Source organism: Streptomyces sp. NPDC044106 (assembly GCF_056433985.1).
This window is the reverse complement of the sequence record NZ_JBWKFZ010000002.1, coordinates 78,610-93,610: the sequence shown is the minus strand read 5'-3', so window position 1 is coordinate 93,610 and position 15,001 is coordinate 78,610. Positions and strand designations below refer to the sequence as shown.

The 15,001-nt window shown below is 71.2% G+C and carries 11 protein-coding genes and 1 pseudogene; 2 read left to right on the top strand and 10 right to left on the bottom strand.

Translation table 11 applies throughout. From position 1 onward, the window contains the following. Positions 1–4 precede the first annotated feature (4 nt). A complete protein-coding gene (gene mmsB / locus AC07DI_RS03180; protein WP_384247957.1) occupies positions 5–1,237 on the top strand; it encodes a multiple monosaccharide ABC transporter permease in 1,233 nt (410 codons plus the stop codon). A 55-nt stretch (positions 1,238–1,292) separates the two neighbouring features. Next, on the top strand, positions 1,293–2,456 hold the full coding sequence (locus tag AC07DI_RS03175; RefSeq protein WP_478901825.1) for an aldose epimerase family protein: 1,164 nt from the start codon (positions 1,293–1,295) through the stop codon (positions 2,454–2,456). Positions 2,457–2,525: 69 nt separating this feature from the next. Here the strand turns inward: AC07DI_RS03175 and AC07DI_RS03170 are convergent, their stop codons facing one another. The 10 genes and pseudogenes from AC07DI_RS03170 to AC07DI_RS03125 form a co-directional block, all read right to left on the bottom strand. Further along, a complete protein-coding gene (locus AC07DI_RS03170; RefSeq protein ID WP_478901824.1) occupies positions 2,526–3,584 on the bottom strand; it encodes a glycoside hydrolase family 43 protein in 1,059 nt (352 codons plus the stop codon). Between the two features lie 21 nt (positions 3,585–3,605). Then, positions 3,606–4,073, bottom strand: a pseudogene (locus AC07DI_RS03165) (pectate lyase family protein); the annotation flags it as partial. A gap of 278 nt (positions 4,074–4,351) precedes the next feature. Then, entirely contained in the window at positions 4,352–6,328 is a 1,977-nt protein-coding gene (locus AC07DI_RS03160) for an alpha-L-arabinofuranosidase C-terminal domain-containing protein (protein ID WP_478901822.1), read from the bottom strand. Positions 6,329–6,473: 145 nt separating this feature from the next. Continuing rightward, a complete protein-coding gene (locus AC07DI_RS03155) occupies positions 6,474–7,283 on the bottom strand; it encodes a hypothetical protein (RefSeq protein ID WP_478901820.1) in 810 nt (269 codons plus the stop codon). Further along, positions 7,280–7,855, bottom strand: coding sequence for a SigE family RNA polymerase sigma factor (locus AC07DI_RS03150; RefSeq protein ID WP_478901819.1), 576 nt, complete (start codon positions 7,853–7,855; stop codon positions 7,280–7,282). The genes AC07DI_RS03155 and AC07DI_RS03150 overlap by 4 nt, the downstream gene beginning before the upstream one ends. Positions 7,856–7,968: 113 nt before the next feature. Next, positions 7,969–9,330 carry a glycoside hydrolase family 6 protein gene (locus tag AC07DI_RS03145; protein ID WP_478901818.1) on the bottom strand — a complete coding sequence of 454 codons (1,362 nt, stop codon included), beginning with the start codon at positions 9,328–9,330 and terminating at the stop codon, positions 7,969–7,971. A gap of 31 nt (positions 9,331–9,361) precedes the next feature. Then, on the bottom strand, positions 9,362–10,501 hold the full coding sequence (locus AC07DI_RS03140; RefSeq protein WP_478901816.1) for a glycoside hydrolase family 5 protein: 1,140 nt from the start codon (positions 10,499–10,501) through the stop codon (positions 9,362–9,364). A 169-nt stretch (positions 10,502–10,670) separates the two neighbouring features. Next, on the bottom strand, positions 10,671–11,942 hold the full coding sequence (locus AC07DI_RS03135; protein ID WP_478901814.1) for a pectate lyase family protein: 1,272 nt from the start codon (positions 11,940–11,942) through the stop codon (positions 10,671–10,673). Positions 11,943–12,013: 71 nt separating this feature from the next. Next, entirely contained in the window at positions 12,014–13,378 is a 1,365-nt protein-coding gene (locus AC07DI_RS03130) for an ABC transporter substrate-binding protein (protein ID WP_478901812.1), read from the bottom strand. Positions 13,379–13,457: 79 nt separating this feature from the next. After that, entirely contained in the window at positions 13,458–14,999 is a 1,542-nt protein-coding gene (locus AC07DI_RS03125) for a glycoside hydrolase family 43 protein (RefSeq protein WP_478902268.1), read from the bottom strand. Positions 15,000–15,001: the final 2 nt, after the last annotated feature.

Here is a 15,001-nt window from a genome sequence, read left to right as displayed (position 1 = left end):
CGCCATGACCACCACGACCACGCCCCCACGCGATTCGTCCGCCGCGCCGCCGCCCGTCGCACGGCGGGCCGGCGCGCTGCTCATCGAGAGCATGCGCGCCAACATGCGCCAGTACGGCATGCTCGTCGCCCTCGCGTTCATCGTCGTGCTGTTCCAGATCTGGACCGACGGCACGCTGCTCCTTCCGAACAACGTCTCCAACCTGATCCAGCAGAACGGCTACATCCTCATCCTGGCCATCGGCATGATGATCGTCATCATCGCCGGCCACATCGACCTGTCCGTCGGCTCCCTGGTGGCCTTCGTCGGCGCCATGTCGGCGGTGATGATGGTCAAGCACGACATGCCGTGGGTGCTCGCGCTCGTCCTCTCCCTCCTGATCGGCGCGGTCGCGGGCGCGTGGCAGGGCTTCTTCATCGCCTACGTCGGCATCCCGTCGTTCATCGTGACGCTGGCCGGCATGCTGCTCTTCCGGGGCCTCACGCAGATCGTCCTGGAGGGCCAGTCGCTCGCGCCGTTCCCCGAGGGCTTCCAGAACATCGCCAAGGGCTTCATCCCGGAGATGGGCCCGTACACGCAGTACCACAACCCGACGCTCGTTCTCGGCCTCGCCACCGTCGCGTTCCTCCTCCTGCGTGAATGGCGGGACCGCAAGCGGCAGTCGGCCTTCGACCTGGAGGTGCTTCCGGCCGGTCTGTGGGCGGCGAAGTGCGTGGCGATGACGGCGGCGGTGGTCGCCTTCACGCTGACGCTCGCCAGCTTCCACGGGGTGCCGGTCGTCATGCTCATCATGTGCGGGCTGCTGATCGGCCTCGGCTATGTGATGCGCAACGCCGTCGTCGGCCGGCACGTGTACGCGCTCGGCGGCAACAAGGCCGCGGCGATGCTCTCGGGCGTCAAGGACAAGCGGGTCACCTTCCTGGTCTTCGTCAACATGGGCGTCCTCGCGGCGCTCGCGGGCTGCGTGTACGCGGCCCGCCTCAACGCGGGCACCCCCCAGGCGGGCCTGAACTTCGAGCTGGAGGCCATCGCGGCCTCGTTCATCGGCGGTGCGTCGATGAGCGGCGGCGTCGGCACGGTGCTGGGCGCCGTGATCGGCGGCCTGGTCCTCGGCGTGCTCAACAACGGCATGTCGCTCGTCGGCATCGGCACGGACTACCAGCAGGTCATCAAGGGGCTCGTGCTGCTCGCCGCGGTCGGCTTCGACGTCTGGAACAAGCGCAAGGTCGGCCGGTAACCGCACGTCTCTCCCCTCTCCCCTCTCCCCCTCTGGAGCCGCAATGGAGTCGCACATGGAATCGAGCAGACGCACCGTCCTGGCCACCGCCGCCGCGGCCGGCCTCTCCGCAGCCGTCGCGGGCACCTCGTACGCGTCGCCGGGTGGCGCCGAGCGCGTGGCGAAGCCCACGAAGGAGCTGTTCGGCAGGCTCGCCGACGGCACCAAGGTGTACCGCTGGTCGCTGGCGAACGGCGGCACGCGCCTGAAGGTGCTCTCCTACGGCGGCATCGTGCAGTCCCTCGAACTCCCGGACCGGCACGGCGGGTACGCCAATGTCTCGCTCGGCTACGACACGATCGAGGCGTACGCCGCGGGGACCACGTTCTTCGGGGCGCTGATCGGCCGCTACGGCAACCGCATAGCCCGCGGCCGCTTCACCCTGGACGGCAAGACCCACCAGCTCTCGGTCAACGACGGGGAGAACAGCCTGCACGGCGGCGCCAAGGGCTTCAACACGCGGGTGTGGGACGTGGAGCCGTTCACCGGCTCCACCGGGGTCGGCCTGGTCCTGCGGTACGTCAGCGCCGACGGTGAGATGGGCTACCCGGGCACGCTGCGCGTGAAGGTGACGTACACGCTCACCGCGCGCGGCGACTGGCGGATCGACTACACGGCGCGGACCGACAAGGCCACCGTCGTGAACCTCACCAACCACACGTACTACAACCTGGCGGGCGAGGGCAGCGGCGGCATCTACGACCACGAACTCACGTTGCGCGCGGGGCGGTTCACGCCGACCGACAAGGGGCTGATCCCCACCGGCGAGCTGGCGCGGGTGGCGGGCACGCCCTTCGACTTCCGGCGCACGAAGACCGTCGGCGAGGACATCCGCGCCGCGCACCCGCAGCTGATCACCGCCAAGGGCTACGACCACAACTGGGTCCTCGACAAGGGCATCACGCGCCGCCCCGAGCACTTCGCGACGCTGCGCGACCCGGAGTCCGGGCGCACCATGCAGATCGACACGACGGAGCCCGGGGTGCAGTTCTACTCCGGCAACTTCCTGGACGGCACCCTGACCGGTCCCTCGGGCCGCACCTACCGCCAGGGTGACGGGCTCTGCCTGGAGACCCAGCACTTCCCCGACTCCCCGAACCAGCCGTCGTTCCCCTCCACGGTGCTGCGCCCCGGTGAGACCTACCGCTCCAGCACGGTGCACCGCTTCTCGGCGCGCTGAGCCGGCGGGACCCGAGAACGGCCGCGGCCCGGACACCCTTCCCTCAGGTGTCCGGGCCGCGGCCGTTCCTCAGGAGCCGTCCGCCACCGGGACGCCGAAGTCCGGGGTGCCGTCCGCCTTCCACCCGAGGCGCTGGATGCGCGTGTGGCGGTTCGGGTCGTTCAGCGGGTCGCCGACGATGTCCCTGTAGGGGCGGGCGTGGTAGACGAGGACGTCGGTGCGGCCGTCCTCGGCGACGGTGAAGGAGTTGTGGCCCGGCCCGTACTGCCCGGTCCTGTCGTTGCTGGTGAAGACGGGCCGGGGCGACTTGGTCCACGACCGCGGGTCCAGCAGGTCGCTGCCCGCGGTGGCGGTCAGCAGGCCCATGCAGTAGTTGGCGTCGGTGGCGCTCGCCGAGTACGTCATGAAGACGCGCCCGTTGCGCTGGAGGAACGAGGGCCCCTCGTTCACCTTGAAGCCGACGCACTCCCAGTCGTACTCGGGAGTGGTCAGCCGGACCTGCGGCCCCGTCAGCGTCCAGGGGTTGGCCATCCGGGACAGGAAGACGGCGCTGTTGTGGTTCTCGGCGGGGTCCTTCTGCGCCCAGGCGAGATAGCGCGATCCGCGGTACGTGAAGGTGGTGGCGTCGAGCGAGAACGTGTCCCAGGCCGTGGTGATCCGCCCCTTCTCCGTCCAGGTGCCCTTGAACGGGTCGCGGTGCGCGTTCTCCAGAACCCATATGCGGATCTTCCACACGTCGTCGGCGGGCGCCGAGGCGAAGTAGACGTACCACTTGCCGTCGATGTGGTGGATCTCCGGCGCCCAGATGTGCGCGGCCATGTCGCCGCCGGTGTGCCGCCGCCAGATCGCCGCCTCCTGGGCCGTGGCGATGCCCCGCAGGGTGCGGGAGCGGCGCAGGATGATCCGGTCGTACTCGGGTGCGGTGGCCGTGAAGTAGTAGTGGCCGTCGGTGTGGCGGTGGATGTGCGGGTCGGCGCGGTGGGGCGCGAGGGGGTTGGGGTAGCGGGCGGGCGCGGCGGCGTGGGCGCTGCCCTGGGCCGCGGTGACTACGCCCGCCGTGGCGGCGCCCGCGGCGAGGGAGCCCTTCAGCAGCGTTCTGCGGCTGGGGCGGTGGTTGCCGGCGTTCATGTGTGCTGCCTTTCGTGGGGGTCAGAGCCTCCCGGCTCCCGCTCCCCGCGTCACCGAGTCGACGACGGCCGAGGCGGGCTCGGCCGTGTAGGCGTACGGCGGGGTGGTGAAGGAGCCCTGCTGGGAGATCTCGGTGGCGGCGCCCCCGAGGTCGTTGCCGCGCAGGACCGCGTAGCCGTCGGCGTCACTGCTGCGGCTGGTCGTCACGGCGACCTTCGTGGAGCGGAAGACGTTGTTCTCGACGAGCAGCTGCGCGCCCATGCGGGAGTGCGCGGCGGTGTCGGCGCCCTGGACGTAGTTGTCGTAGAAGTGTCCGGTGCCGAAGCGGAGGCTGGGGAGGCGTGAGTGGACGTTGCTGAAGTGGTTGTGGTGGTACGTGACTTTCAGGTGGCCCTTGTCCTCGGAGCCGTTGCTGTCGCTGTGGCCGACGAGGGAGCCCTTGAAGTGGTCCTTGAAGGTGTTCCACGACACCGTGACGTCGTCCGAGCCGCGGACTTGAGGGCGGCGAGCGTGGTGACGGTGACCGGAGCTGCGGCGCCGCCGCCCGTGGTGCCTGCGCCGAAGCCGACGGGGGCGGTGTCGGCGGCCGGGGCGTGCGCCGCGGTGGCGGGGTGCGGCATGGCCGCGCCCAGTGCGAGGGCGGCGACCGCCGCGGCGGACAAGGTCACGGTGCGGCGGGCGTGGACGCGGGTGTTGATCACGGCGTTCTCCTTCGTAGCGGTACCTCTGCACGCGCCAGTCGCCGCCCGGCGCACCGGAGTTGCCGGTCAGTCGGTCCTGATCCGCAAGAACGTCACGGAGTGCGCCGGGAAGGTGTACGAGAAGGAGTCGTCGACCCCGGAGAAGACCGAGTCGACGGGCTTCACCGGTGTCTTGTCCTTCGTGTTCTCGGCGGCGGGATCGGCGGCCAGGGTGGTCACCCGCGCCGTGGCCGCGACCTTCACTCCCGAACCGAGCCCGACCCGCGTACGGGCCTCCTGATCCTGGGCGTTGACCACCTTCACAATGAGGTCACCGGTGGCCTTGTCCCGCGTGACGACCTGCCGGAAGGGCTCGGCCGGGGCCCCGGAGGCCCTGGACGGTACGACCTCGTCGCCGGTGTTGCGCATGAAGAGCTTCTGCGTCTCGTAGTTGGCGGAGCCCCAGGACCGGGCGTTGTCGAACCAGATCATGTTCGGCTTCCACTGCACGTAGTCCTCGTTGGCGAGCAGCGGCGCGTACGAGGCGAGCTTCACGACGTCGGCGTTGCGCTCCAGGCCGGTCATGTACGCGGCTTCGGAGAGGGCGTTGCCGAAAGTGTTGCCCTGCGAGGCGTACTCGCCGAGGAAGACCTTCGGGCCGTTGCGGTCGTAGGAGTCGTAGCGGTCGTTGTTCTCAAGGAACCACCGCGGGCTGTTGTAATAGTGCTCGTCGACCATGGCGACCTTCGCGTCGCGGTTGAGCTGCCAGGCCTTGTCGAACGTCGGACCGCTGTCGTCGGGGCCCGAGTTGGAGATGACCGTGATCTCCGGGTGCCTGGCCTCGATGGCGGCGCGGAACTGCTTGAAGCGGGCGAAGAACGCGTCGGGGAGGTTCTCCTCGTTGCCGACTTCGAGGTGGGTGAGGCGGAAGGGGCGGGGGTGCCCCATGGCCGCGCGCTTCTTGCCCCATTCGGAGGTCGCGGGGCCGTTGGCGAACTCGATGAGGTCGAGCGTGTCCTGGATGTGCCGCTTCAGGAGGGCCGGGTCGTCGGTGGCCTTGTTCTGGCCGCAGCCGGTGACCAGGGCGGGCACGACGGGCAGCGGCATGGCGCCGATGTCCTCGGCGAACCGGAAGTACTCGTAGTAGCCGAGACCGTAGCTCTGGTTGTAGCCCCAGAAGTTTGCGTTGGTGGCACGCCGCTCGACCGGGCCGATGGTGTCCTTCCACTGGTAGGAGCGCTTGCGCTGCCAGCCGGACTTCTCGTCGTACGCCTCGTGGCTGCCCGTGTTGACCAGGCAGCCGCCGGGGAAGCGCAGGAAGCCGGGGTTCAGGTCGGCGATCTTCTGGGCGAGGTCCTTGCGCAGGCCGTTCTCGCGGCCCTTGAAGGTGTCCCGGGGAAAGAGGGAGATCATGTCGAGCGCGACGGGGGCTCCGGTGGTGACGGTGAGCCTGCCGGTGGTGGAGGTGCGGGTGGCGGTGAAGGCCGCCTCGTACTTGGCCCAGCCGCCGCGTACGGTGACGCGCCGGGCCCGGGCCAGTTCGCCACCGGCGTCCCGGATGCCGACGGTGAGCGGCGCACTCCGTGTCCCGTCGGCGCGGGCCCAGAGCGAGAAGTCGTACCGTTCGCCCTCGGAGACGGCGATGCCCTTGTTGTATCCGGAGTTGGTGACGGACGCACCGCCGCCCAGGGAGAGGTAGTTGCGGTTCGTCGCGTTCAGGCGGCCGTCGTCGCCGAGGACGCGCGCGGCACCCGTGGTCTGCCACGACGTCAGCGGCGTAGCGGACGCGTTGTCGTCGGCGCTGTACTCGAAGGACCTGTTCTGCACGAGTTCCGCGTAGAGCCCGCCGTCGGCCGCGCGGTTGATGTCCTCGTAGAAGACGCCGTACATCGAGTCGTCGATCTTCGCACCGGTGCGGGCGGTGTCGACGTCGACCGTGTAGTCGACGGGGGCGTCCGCCGCCACGGGCCCCGCCGTCGAGCCGGGGCTCGCGGCGAGCGTCCCCGCGAGCAGGGAGCCAAGCGCCCCCAGGGTGAGCCCGAGCCTGCGCCGTCTGCGCGCCATGTCCACCATCCGTCTCCACCCGTCTCCGTCGTGTTCGGCATTTCGGACACTGATCAGGATTACGGACGCAACTTAGGCAGCGCGCGGTGTGGCGTCAACGCATCGAGCAGAAAACGGAGTTGGGTTCGTGATGCCGAACGAGCTTTCAGGTGAAGTCGCCGCGCCAGGACGTCCGTTCGTCCGACGTGGCCGCATGGACCGCGTACGTGTCGTCACCCGCGTCGCGCGTGCCCGCCGGGTGGTTGTACTGCCCCGCGAAGACGTACTCGCCCACCGGCACGGTCCGCCCGGGCCGCAGCGTCCAGCGGTAGACCAGGAAGCCGTCCCGTTCCGCCACCGCGACCTCGAAGTCCTCAGCGGGCAGCGAGCGCCAGTTCCCGGTGTCGGCGACGCCGCCGCTCCCGGCGACGCGCACTTCCACGCTGAGCGAGGTCAGCGGCTTCTTCGCCCTGACGGTGACGTCGCTCTGCGACCAGTACGTACTGGAGCCCGGGTCGATCGAGCCGTCGGCCCGCAGGAGGCGGGCGGCGGGGACGTCCGAGGGCGCGGACCCGGAGCCCTTCGGGCCTCCCGGGCCCTTCGTGTGCGGTGGCGTCCGCGGTGTGCCGCTCGCGCGTCCGGCCGGGGGCGGTCCCGCGCCGGTGGGGTCCGGCAGCGGCGCCGTGGGCCGGGGCGTGGTGCTCGTCGCCACCGAGCGCGGCGCCGGTTCCCCGTCCCGCAGCGCGGTCGCCACCCCGTACCCCACCACCGCGAAGACCCCGGCCACGGCGGCCGTCGCGCCCATCACGCGGAACCAGGACGCACCTGTCTCCCGCCTGGCCCCGGCTCGCCGCTCGGGCCGCTTCCCCGCCGCCATGCCGCGCTCGATGCGGGCCCGCATGCGCTCCCGGTCGGGCCGGTGGGCCTGGGCGGCGCGGCGCAGCTTCCGGCGCACCTCGCTGTCGTCGTCCCTCATGTGCTTCCCCCCGTGTCCGCCGTGACCGCCCGCACCCGTTCGACGGCGGGGCGCGGGCCGAGGCGTCGTTGCAGCTCAGCCACTCCCTTCGACGTCTGGCTCTTCACCGTACCCACCGAGACCCCGAGCGTGAGCGCGGTGTCCTTCTCCGAGAGGTCGAAGGCGTGCCGCAGGACCACGCAGGCCCGCTTGCGGAAGGGCAGCGCGCGCAGCGCTTCCCGCACGTCGACGACCGCCGGTATGTCGGGGTCCGCGACGTCCTCGTCGCGGCCCGACCAGAAGAGGGTGATGCGGCGCCTTTCGCGCACGGCGCTGCGGATGCGGCTGCGCGCCATGTTCGCGACGACTCCCCTGGCGTACGCGGCCGGATGGTCGGCGGCGCGCACCCGCTCCCAGCGGTGCCAGAGGGCGAGGAGCGCGTCGGCCGCCAGATCGTCGGCGCCGTCCGCCTCGCCGGTCAGCAGGTGTGCGAGGCGCGCGAGTTCGGCGTAGTGCCGCTCGAAGAAGGCATGGAACTCGGCGGCGGCGTCGCCGGCGGCCGGCGCCGGGGGCGTCCTCTCGGTGGACCTCATGCCGTGCTCTCGTCCTCTCCGGCAGAAGTGAGGAGCGCCCCCGGCCCGCCCGTACGCCGGGTCGACGCGCTGCGACCCGGCGTCGGGCAGGCGGGGGACGCTCCGCCGCACGGTTACACCGCGGGGTGCGCGTTCTTCAGGAGCTCCTGGAACTGCGCCGAGAACCACTGTCCGGAGAGCGGCGCGCCGGGCAGTGCCCCCGACTTGTTGTAGTTGTTGCGCGCGTTCCCTCCGTACGCCGGATCGCACATCCGGTCGAAGCCCTTGCCCTCGTTGTTCGGGATCTCCTTGCTGGACCCGTCGGACTCGCCCGGCGGCTTCATCCACACGTAGGCGTCGATGCCGGGTTCCGGGGCGGCCTTCGGGCGTTCCCCGAGGCCCGCACCCGACTGGTTGCACCAGTTGCCGACGTGGATGCGCCGGTCGTAACGGCCGCCTTCGACATAGGAGTTCACGTCGGTCGTGGGGCCGGGCCGGGTGGGGCGTGCGGTGCCGCCCCAGCCGTTGCGGGAGGTGTCGATCAACATGCCGATGTCGGAGCGGAAGCCGGTGGACACCAGCTGATCGCGGAAGGCCTTGGCGAAGGAGAGCTCGTCGGTGTAGCGGTTCCAGTCGACCCACTTGGACTCGCGGACCGACCGGCCCCCGACCGTGTCACCGATGGTGAAGTTCTCCTCCTTCAGGGCGCTGTAGTTGGCGGTGTTGGTGATGAAGCCGTGCACGTTGTCGACCGTGCTGCCCTCGGCGGTCGCCGCCTGGCGGAAGACCTGCGCGGATGCGGCGAAGTTGTCGTCCCAGCCGATCCAGCCGTGGTGGCCCGCGTCCACGTAGTTGTAGACGTTCGGGACGGCGCCCAGCTGCTTGAGGGCATATCCGACGCCGTTGATGTAGTTGCCGTTGGCCTTCATCACGTCGCACTCGGGGGTCGCGGTCGGCCGGCCCGAGGTGTTGGTGACGAGGTTGGGCAGCGAGTCGATCTCGACGGTGGTGACGATGCGGAGACTCGCGTACTTGGCGTCACCGAGGATCTTCGCGATCGGGTCGATGTACTCCTTCTTGTAGCGGTCGATCTCCGTCGGGCCGAGTTCGCCGTTGGAGGCGAGAGCGGCGCAGTCGCGGCCCGGCAGGTTGTAGATGACCAACTGGATGACACCCGCGCCCTGTTGGAGGGCGGCGTCGAGGTGGTCGCGTAAGCCCATGCCGTTGCCGACGCCCTCGATGGCGGCGATCCGGTCGAGCCAGACGCCGGTGGGCTGGTTCGCGACGGCGGCCCCGCCCGGTTCGGCCGCGGCCTTCGCCGACCACTCGGGGTTCACGTACGCCTTGGCTCCCGCGTACGGGTTGTCGACCCGGGCGGCAGCGGCCCGTGGGCCGGCCGCCCCCGTGTCCAGCGCGAGTGCGGTGCCGCCGCTGACGGCGAGCAGCGTGGTGAGGGCGAGCGTCAGGGTGCGTGATCTGTGCTGGGTGCGGCTCATGGGGTGTCCGGTGCCTCTCTGGTCGGGGGGATCAGGTGCGGAGGGCGCGCAGATGGTCGCGCAGCCCCGCGCCGAAGGGGGTGGGGGTGCCGTCGTACGAGCTGATCAGGGCGGGGCCCGATGAGCAGTCCCAGGTGTTCCAGGTCCAGCCGAGGTAGGAGAGTCCGCGGTCGTCGAACCACTTCATGACGCGGTCGATGAACCCGTGGCCGCAGGTGTTCTCGCCGATCTCGCCCGCGACGAGCGGGACCTCGGCGGCGACGGGCGCGAGGGTGCGGGTCCAACACGACTGGTCGACGCAGCTGTTGAAGTTGTACACGTGCCAGGCCGCGGCGAGATTGCCCGCCGGGTCGTGCGGCGCGTGCGCGGACCAGCCGCTCAGGTCGTTGGCGTACGCGATGCCCGCCGCGAGGACGAGGTTCTTCGCGCCGGTCGCGCGCACCGCGTCGAGCAGGTCCTGCATCCCGGCGACCTCGTACCCGATGCCGGGGCAGTCCCCGCCGTCGCGCCAGCAGGTCCAAGCCTCGGCGGTGGTGGGGGTCGCGCGGTCCGGATAGGGCTCGTTGAAGAGGTCGAGGACGACTTCGGGGTCGTTCTTGTAGGTGTGCGCGACCGAGGTCCAGAACGCGGGGGTGTACGCGGCGTTCGGCATCGGTTTCTGGCAGCTCGCGTGGACGTCGTGGCAGCCCGCGGAGTTGCCGGTGTACCGCCCCTGCGTCCAGTGCAGTTCGACGATCGGTGTCATGCCGTGGGCCCGCACGCGCTGGACGAACCCGTCGACGGCGGCCCGGTAGTTCGCACCGCCGTAGCGCGGGTCGATGTTGCCCGTGCCGAGCCAGCACTCCTCGTTGAGCGGGATGCGTACGGTGTTGGCCCGCCAGTCCGCGATGGCCTGGACGGCGGCGTCGTCGACAGGGCCGTCGAAGATGCCCCGCCCCTGGACGCAGGCGAACTCGGCGCCGGAGCGGTTGACGCCGAGGAGGCGGTGGGCGGCGCCGTCCGCGCCGACGAGGCGGTTGCCCTCGGCGTGCAGGACGGGTGGGGGCGCGGAAGCGGTGGCCGGGCGGGCGGACGCGGGCGCGGTGAGGCCGAAGGCGAGGACCAGAGCGGTCGCGAGGGCGGCGGCCAGGGCTGCCGGGCGACGGGAGAGACGTGGCGGATGACGCGACATGGGCGGCTCCTCGGCGGTCTGTCGGTCTGTCGGTCTGCCAAGGGGTCACCGCGGGGCACGAGAAAGGTTGCCGGGATTCCGGGAAATTTCCGCACCTCCCCGTCGGACGCGTCGGTACGCCACCGTCGGCAGGTACCCGGCCGCCCCGAGCCCTGCCCTCCGGCCCTGATCAGCCGAGCCTGCCCGCCCCCGCGCGGTGGCCCACCACGTACGGCACCCGGCGCGCCGGGTCGACGTGCGGGCGCAGGTACGGGGCCCAGCCCGCGCCGGACCGGAGCCTGTCCTCGGGGAACTCCGCGTTATGGACGGCGATCAGGTCGACGCGCCTGCCGTTCACCTCGTTGTGGCCGGCCGTGACGGGAGCCTCCTTCCACTTCTTCAGGATCTTCGCCGCGCCGACCGGGCGGGGCAGTGTGAAGGCGTTGTGCTGGGCCACGAGTTGTGACTCCTGGCCGATGCCGAAGGAGTACTGGTAGCCCTGCGGCGGGGCCACGAAGTGGTTGTCGTAGGCGTCGACCTTGCCGAAGCGGACCCGTGGGGCGCGCTCGACGACGTCCCGGAAGAGGTTGTGGTGCAGGGTGACGCGGAGTCTGCCGCGGTCGGTGGCGGCCGCGCCGTCGCTGTTGCCGATCATGAGGGTCTTGTCGTGGTCGGCGAAGACGTTCCAGGAGACGGTGACGAGGTCGGCGCCGCGCACGACGTCGAGTTCGCCGTCGTGCCGCTGGTACAGCTCCCCGTAGTAGGAGGGGAGCGTGCTGTCGGGATGGGCGCCGTCGGTGAACGTGTTGTGGTCGAGCCACACATGTGTGGAGCCGTACACCACCGCGCTGTCGTACTCGGAGTTCCAGGCGCCCCGCGCGCCGTCCGTCGGGTCCCACTGCGGGAAGCAGTCCAGCGGGCTCTCCAGGGTGAGGTTTCGCAGGACGACGTTGTCGGCGCCCTTGATCTGGAGACTGCCACCGGTGATCCCGGCGTGCTTGCCGACGCCCACGACGGTGGTGTCCGAGGGGATGTACGCCTGGATCGCCGCACCCTGCCGGACTGCCGACGCGGCCCGCAGATCCTCCTGCGTACCGCCGACCGGCCGGTCCCTGCCCCACACGGCGGGGTCGTAGGCGGCGAGGTAGTCGTCGAAGTCGTAGCCCCCGGCGGCGAACGCGGCGCAGTCCGCCCCGCCGGAGGCGTCGAGCACGCCGTCGACCCGGATGATCCGTGGTCCTTCGCCGCCCGCGGAGAGCGCCGCCCTGAACTCCGCCCAGGTGGTGACGGTGAAGGTGTGCGCGGCGTCCGCGCCCGCGCCGCCCCTGGTACCGCCGTCGAGGGACGCCCAGCCGTCGTGCGCGGGCAGGACGTCCGGGGCGGACGCCGGGTGCGCCGCCGCCACCGGGGCGGTGAGGGCGAGGGCCGTGCAGGCCGCGGCGAGTGCGAGGGGGACGCGCATGATCGGGCTCCTTGTGGCCGGGTGGGCGGTGCGGTCGTGGCGCGGGCTCTTCGTCCGGGGACCCGAAGCCGTCACCGGTTTCGCTGCTGCCACTCGGCCTGCGCCTTGTCGAGCTGCTCGGCGAGGTCGTCGAGGAAGTCCTTCGCGGACATCTTGCCGAGCAGCACCTTCTGGAAGTCCGGCTCGTTCTCCGCCTTGCTGATGGTGTTCCAGTCGGGCAGGTAGTAGGGCAGCTGGACGATCTTCGTGGAGCCGTCGCTCAGGGCGGCCGCCGCCAGCGCGGTGGTCTCGGCCTTCTTCACCCAGGGGTCCTTCGCGGCCTCGATGTTGGCGGGGATGGCGCCCGCCGACTCGTTCCACTTGCTGTTGGCGGCGTGCGAGGCCGCGAACTCGATGAACTTCCAGGCGGCCTTCTTCTTCCTGCTCGACTTGAAGAGGCCGAGGCCGTCGACGGGGTTGGAGACCTGGACGCGGACCCCGTCGCCGGTCGTCGGGTTGGGCAGGCCGCGGAACTTGTCCTTGCCGAGGGCCTTCACGTGGTCCGCGTAGGAGCCGAGGTTGTGGCTGAGCATCCCGATCCGCCCGTTGTCCCACTGGGCGTTCATCTTGGTGAAGTCGTTGTTGAGGTCGGCCGACGGCGTGGCCTTCTTGTAGAGGGCGGCGTACTTCTTCAACGCGGCCACGTTCTTCGGGTGGTTGACGGTGGTCTCGTCGCCGTCCCAGAACGAGCCGATGCCCGACTGTCCGTACATCGCGTCGAGTGCCTGCGCGATGGAGCCCTCGCCGCCGCGGATCGTGTAGCCGAAGCGGTTGGCGTCCCGGTCGGTGAGCTTCGCGGCCGCCGCGTAGAACCTGGTCCAGGTGGTGGGCGCGTCGAGGCCGGCCGCCGCGAACAGGTCGGTGCGGTAGTACAGGACGCCGTTGCTGGCGGAGGTCGGCACCGTGTACAGCCGGGTGCCGCCGCCCGCCGAGCGCACGCTGTCCACCATGCCCGGGTTGAGTCTGCCGCTCAGCGCGCTGCCTTCGAGGCGCTTGTCCAGCGGCTCCAGGGCGTCCTGGGCGGCGATCCCGGCGAGCATGGCGGCGCCGACACCCCCGACGTCGGGCAGGCCGCCGCCCTGGATGGCGGTGTCGTACTTGGACTGGACGCTCTCCGCGGGCACGCCGACGTACTTGACGTCGATGTCGGGGTTGGCCTTCTCGAAGTCCTGGATGATCTCCTGCCAGACGTCGTGCCGGACGGCGGTGTTGTTGTCCCAGAAGGTGATCTCGCCCTTGCCGGAGCCCTCGCTCCCCTTGTCACCCGCCGCGCCACTGCCGTCGTCGCCGCAGGCGGTTGCGGCCAGGGCGAGGACGGCGGCGAGCGCGAGCGCGGCGCCGGCGCGGGGTCGTGGGCGGGTCTGCATGCGGGGGCGTATGCGTGCGTTGATGGTCATCTTCGGCTCTCTTCTGCAGGAGTCGGTCGCTGGTGCTCGCAGGCGTTCTCAGAAGCGCTCAAGTACTGTCACGTGCTCTTCAGTGGGTGATGCGGAAGTGCGTGAACAGGGCCGTTCCTGCGGGGCCCGTACCGACGGGCGCGGCGGCGAACAGGCCGAACAGCGCGCCGACCCAGTTCCAGGGCGTCGCGGCGAAGACGACGCCCGAGGCGCGGAATCCGTCGCCGGTGTCGGCGTGGAAGCGGCAGCGGGCGCCCTCGGTGACCTCCACGCGCAGCAGGGCCGTGCCGTCCGGCGCGGGGCGCGGGTACTCGGCGTCGCGTTCCGGGCCGTCCCGCTCGGCGAACCGGTGCACCAGGGCGGCGTTGCCGTCGGCGCCCCGCTCCAGGCCGATCCAGGCGTACGCGTCGCCGAGCACCGCGAACCCGGCGCGGGCGCCCGGCACCGGGGCGGCCAGGTCGATGCGGACCTCCGCCGTGCACGGCCGCAGCGGAAGGCGCTGGGTGAGGACGTGCGGCAGGGTGCGCAGGTCGTCCGCTGTCGCGGTGCGCATGCACGCCAGTTGGAGGCCGTCCCCGGAGTGCGCGGTGGCAAGGCAGTCCCTGGGGTTGGCCGCCCACTGCCACTGCCTCCCGTACCGGCCGCCGGGGAAGTCGTCGTCGGTGGCGGGCGCGGCGGCGGGCTGCCGCGGCAGGTCCGGCTTCGGGTGTACGTCGACGGGGGCGCCGTCGTCGCCGAGCACGGGCCATCCTTCGCCGTCCCAGCGCATCGGCTGGAGGTGGACGACCCGCCCGTACGGGCCGCGATGCTGGAAGTGCAGGAACCAGTCCTCGCCGCGCGCGGTGCGCACCCAGCCGCCCTGGTGCGGTCCGTTCACGTCGGTGCCGCCCTGCTGGAGCACGATCCGCTCTTCGTAGGGGCCGTCGAAGCCGCGCGAGCGGAAGGCGCCCTGCCAGCCGGTCTCCACTCCCCCGGCCGGGGCGAGGATCCAGAACCAGCCGTCGTGGCGGTAGAGCTTGGGGCCTTCGAGGGTGAACCAGCCGGGGAGCCGGTCGCCGTCGATCAACACGCTCCCCCCGTCGAGGAGTTCACGCCCGTCGGCGCTCATCCGATGCCCCGTGATCAGGTTCTTCACGCCGGACCGCGACTTGGCCCAGGCGTGCACGAGGTGGGCCGTGCCGGTCTCCTCGCCCCAGAGGGGGCAGGGGTCGATGAAGCCCTTGCCGGGCTTGAGGAGGTGGGGCCGGGTCCACGGGCCGCGTATCCCGGGGGCGTTGACCTGGAAGATTCCGTGGTCGGGGTCGCCCCAGAAGATCCAGAACCGCCCGCCGTGGTGCCGCAGAGAGGGCGCCCACACCCCGCCCTCGTGCCGGGGCACGGTGAACGCCCCGGCGGGTTCGAGCCGTTCCACGGCGTGGCCGATCAGCGTCCAGTTGACCAGGTCGCGCGAGTGCAGCAGCGGCAGGCCGGGGGCGCGGCCGAAGCTGGACGCGGTGAGGTAGAAGTCGTCGCCGACGCGCAGCACGTCGGGGTCGGACCAGTCGGCGGCGAGGACGGGGTTGCGGTAGGTGCCGTCACCGAGGTCACCCGTGGGCCGGGTGGAGCGGGCGTGCCCGGACAACG

Coding starts and splice junctions, on each gene's coding strand:
- mmsB (WP_384247957.1), top strand. CDS start 5: ATGACCACCACGACCACGCCCCCACGCGATTCGTCCGCCGCGCCGCCG.
- AC07DI_RS03175 (WP_478901825.1), top strand. CDS start 1,293: ATGGAATCGAGCAGACGCACCGTCCTGGCCACCGCCGCCGCGGCCGGC.
- AC07DI_RS03170 (WP_478901824.1), bottom strand. CDS start 3,584: ATGAACGCCGGCAACCACCGCCCCAGCCGCAGAACGCTGCTGAAGGGC.
- AC07DI_RS03160 (WP_478901822.1), bottom strand. CDS start 6,328: ATGGCGCGCAGACGGCGCAGGCTCGGGCTCACCCTGGGGGCGCTTGGC.
- AC07DI_RS03155 (WP_478901820.1), bottom strand. CDS start 7,283: ATGAGGGACGACGACAGCGAGGTGCGCCGGAAGCTGCGCCGCGCCGCC.
- AC07DI_RS03150 (WP_478901819.1), bottom strand. CDS start 7,855: ATGAGGTCCACCGAGAGGACGCCCCCGGCGCCGGCCGCCGGCGACGCC.
- AC07DI_RS03145 (WP_478901818.1), bottom strand. CDS start 9,330: ATGAGCCGCACCCAGCACAGATCACGCACCCTGACGCTCGCCCTCACC.
- AC07DI_RS03140 (WP_478901816.1), bottom strand. CDS start 10,501: ATGTCGCGTCATCCGCCACGTCTCTCCCGTCGCCCGGCAGCCCTGGCC.
- AC07DI_RS03135 (WP_478901814.1), bottom strand. CDS start 11,942: ATGCGCGTCCCCCTCGCACTCGCCGCGGCCTGCACGGCCCTCGCCCTC.
- AC07DI_RS03130 (WP_478901812.1), bottom strand. CDS start 13,378: ATGACCATCAACGCACGCATACGCCCCCGCATGCAGACCCGCCCACGA.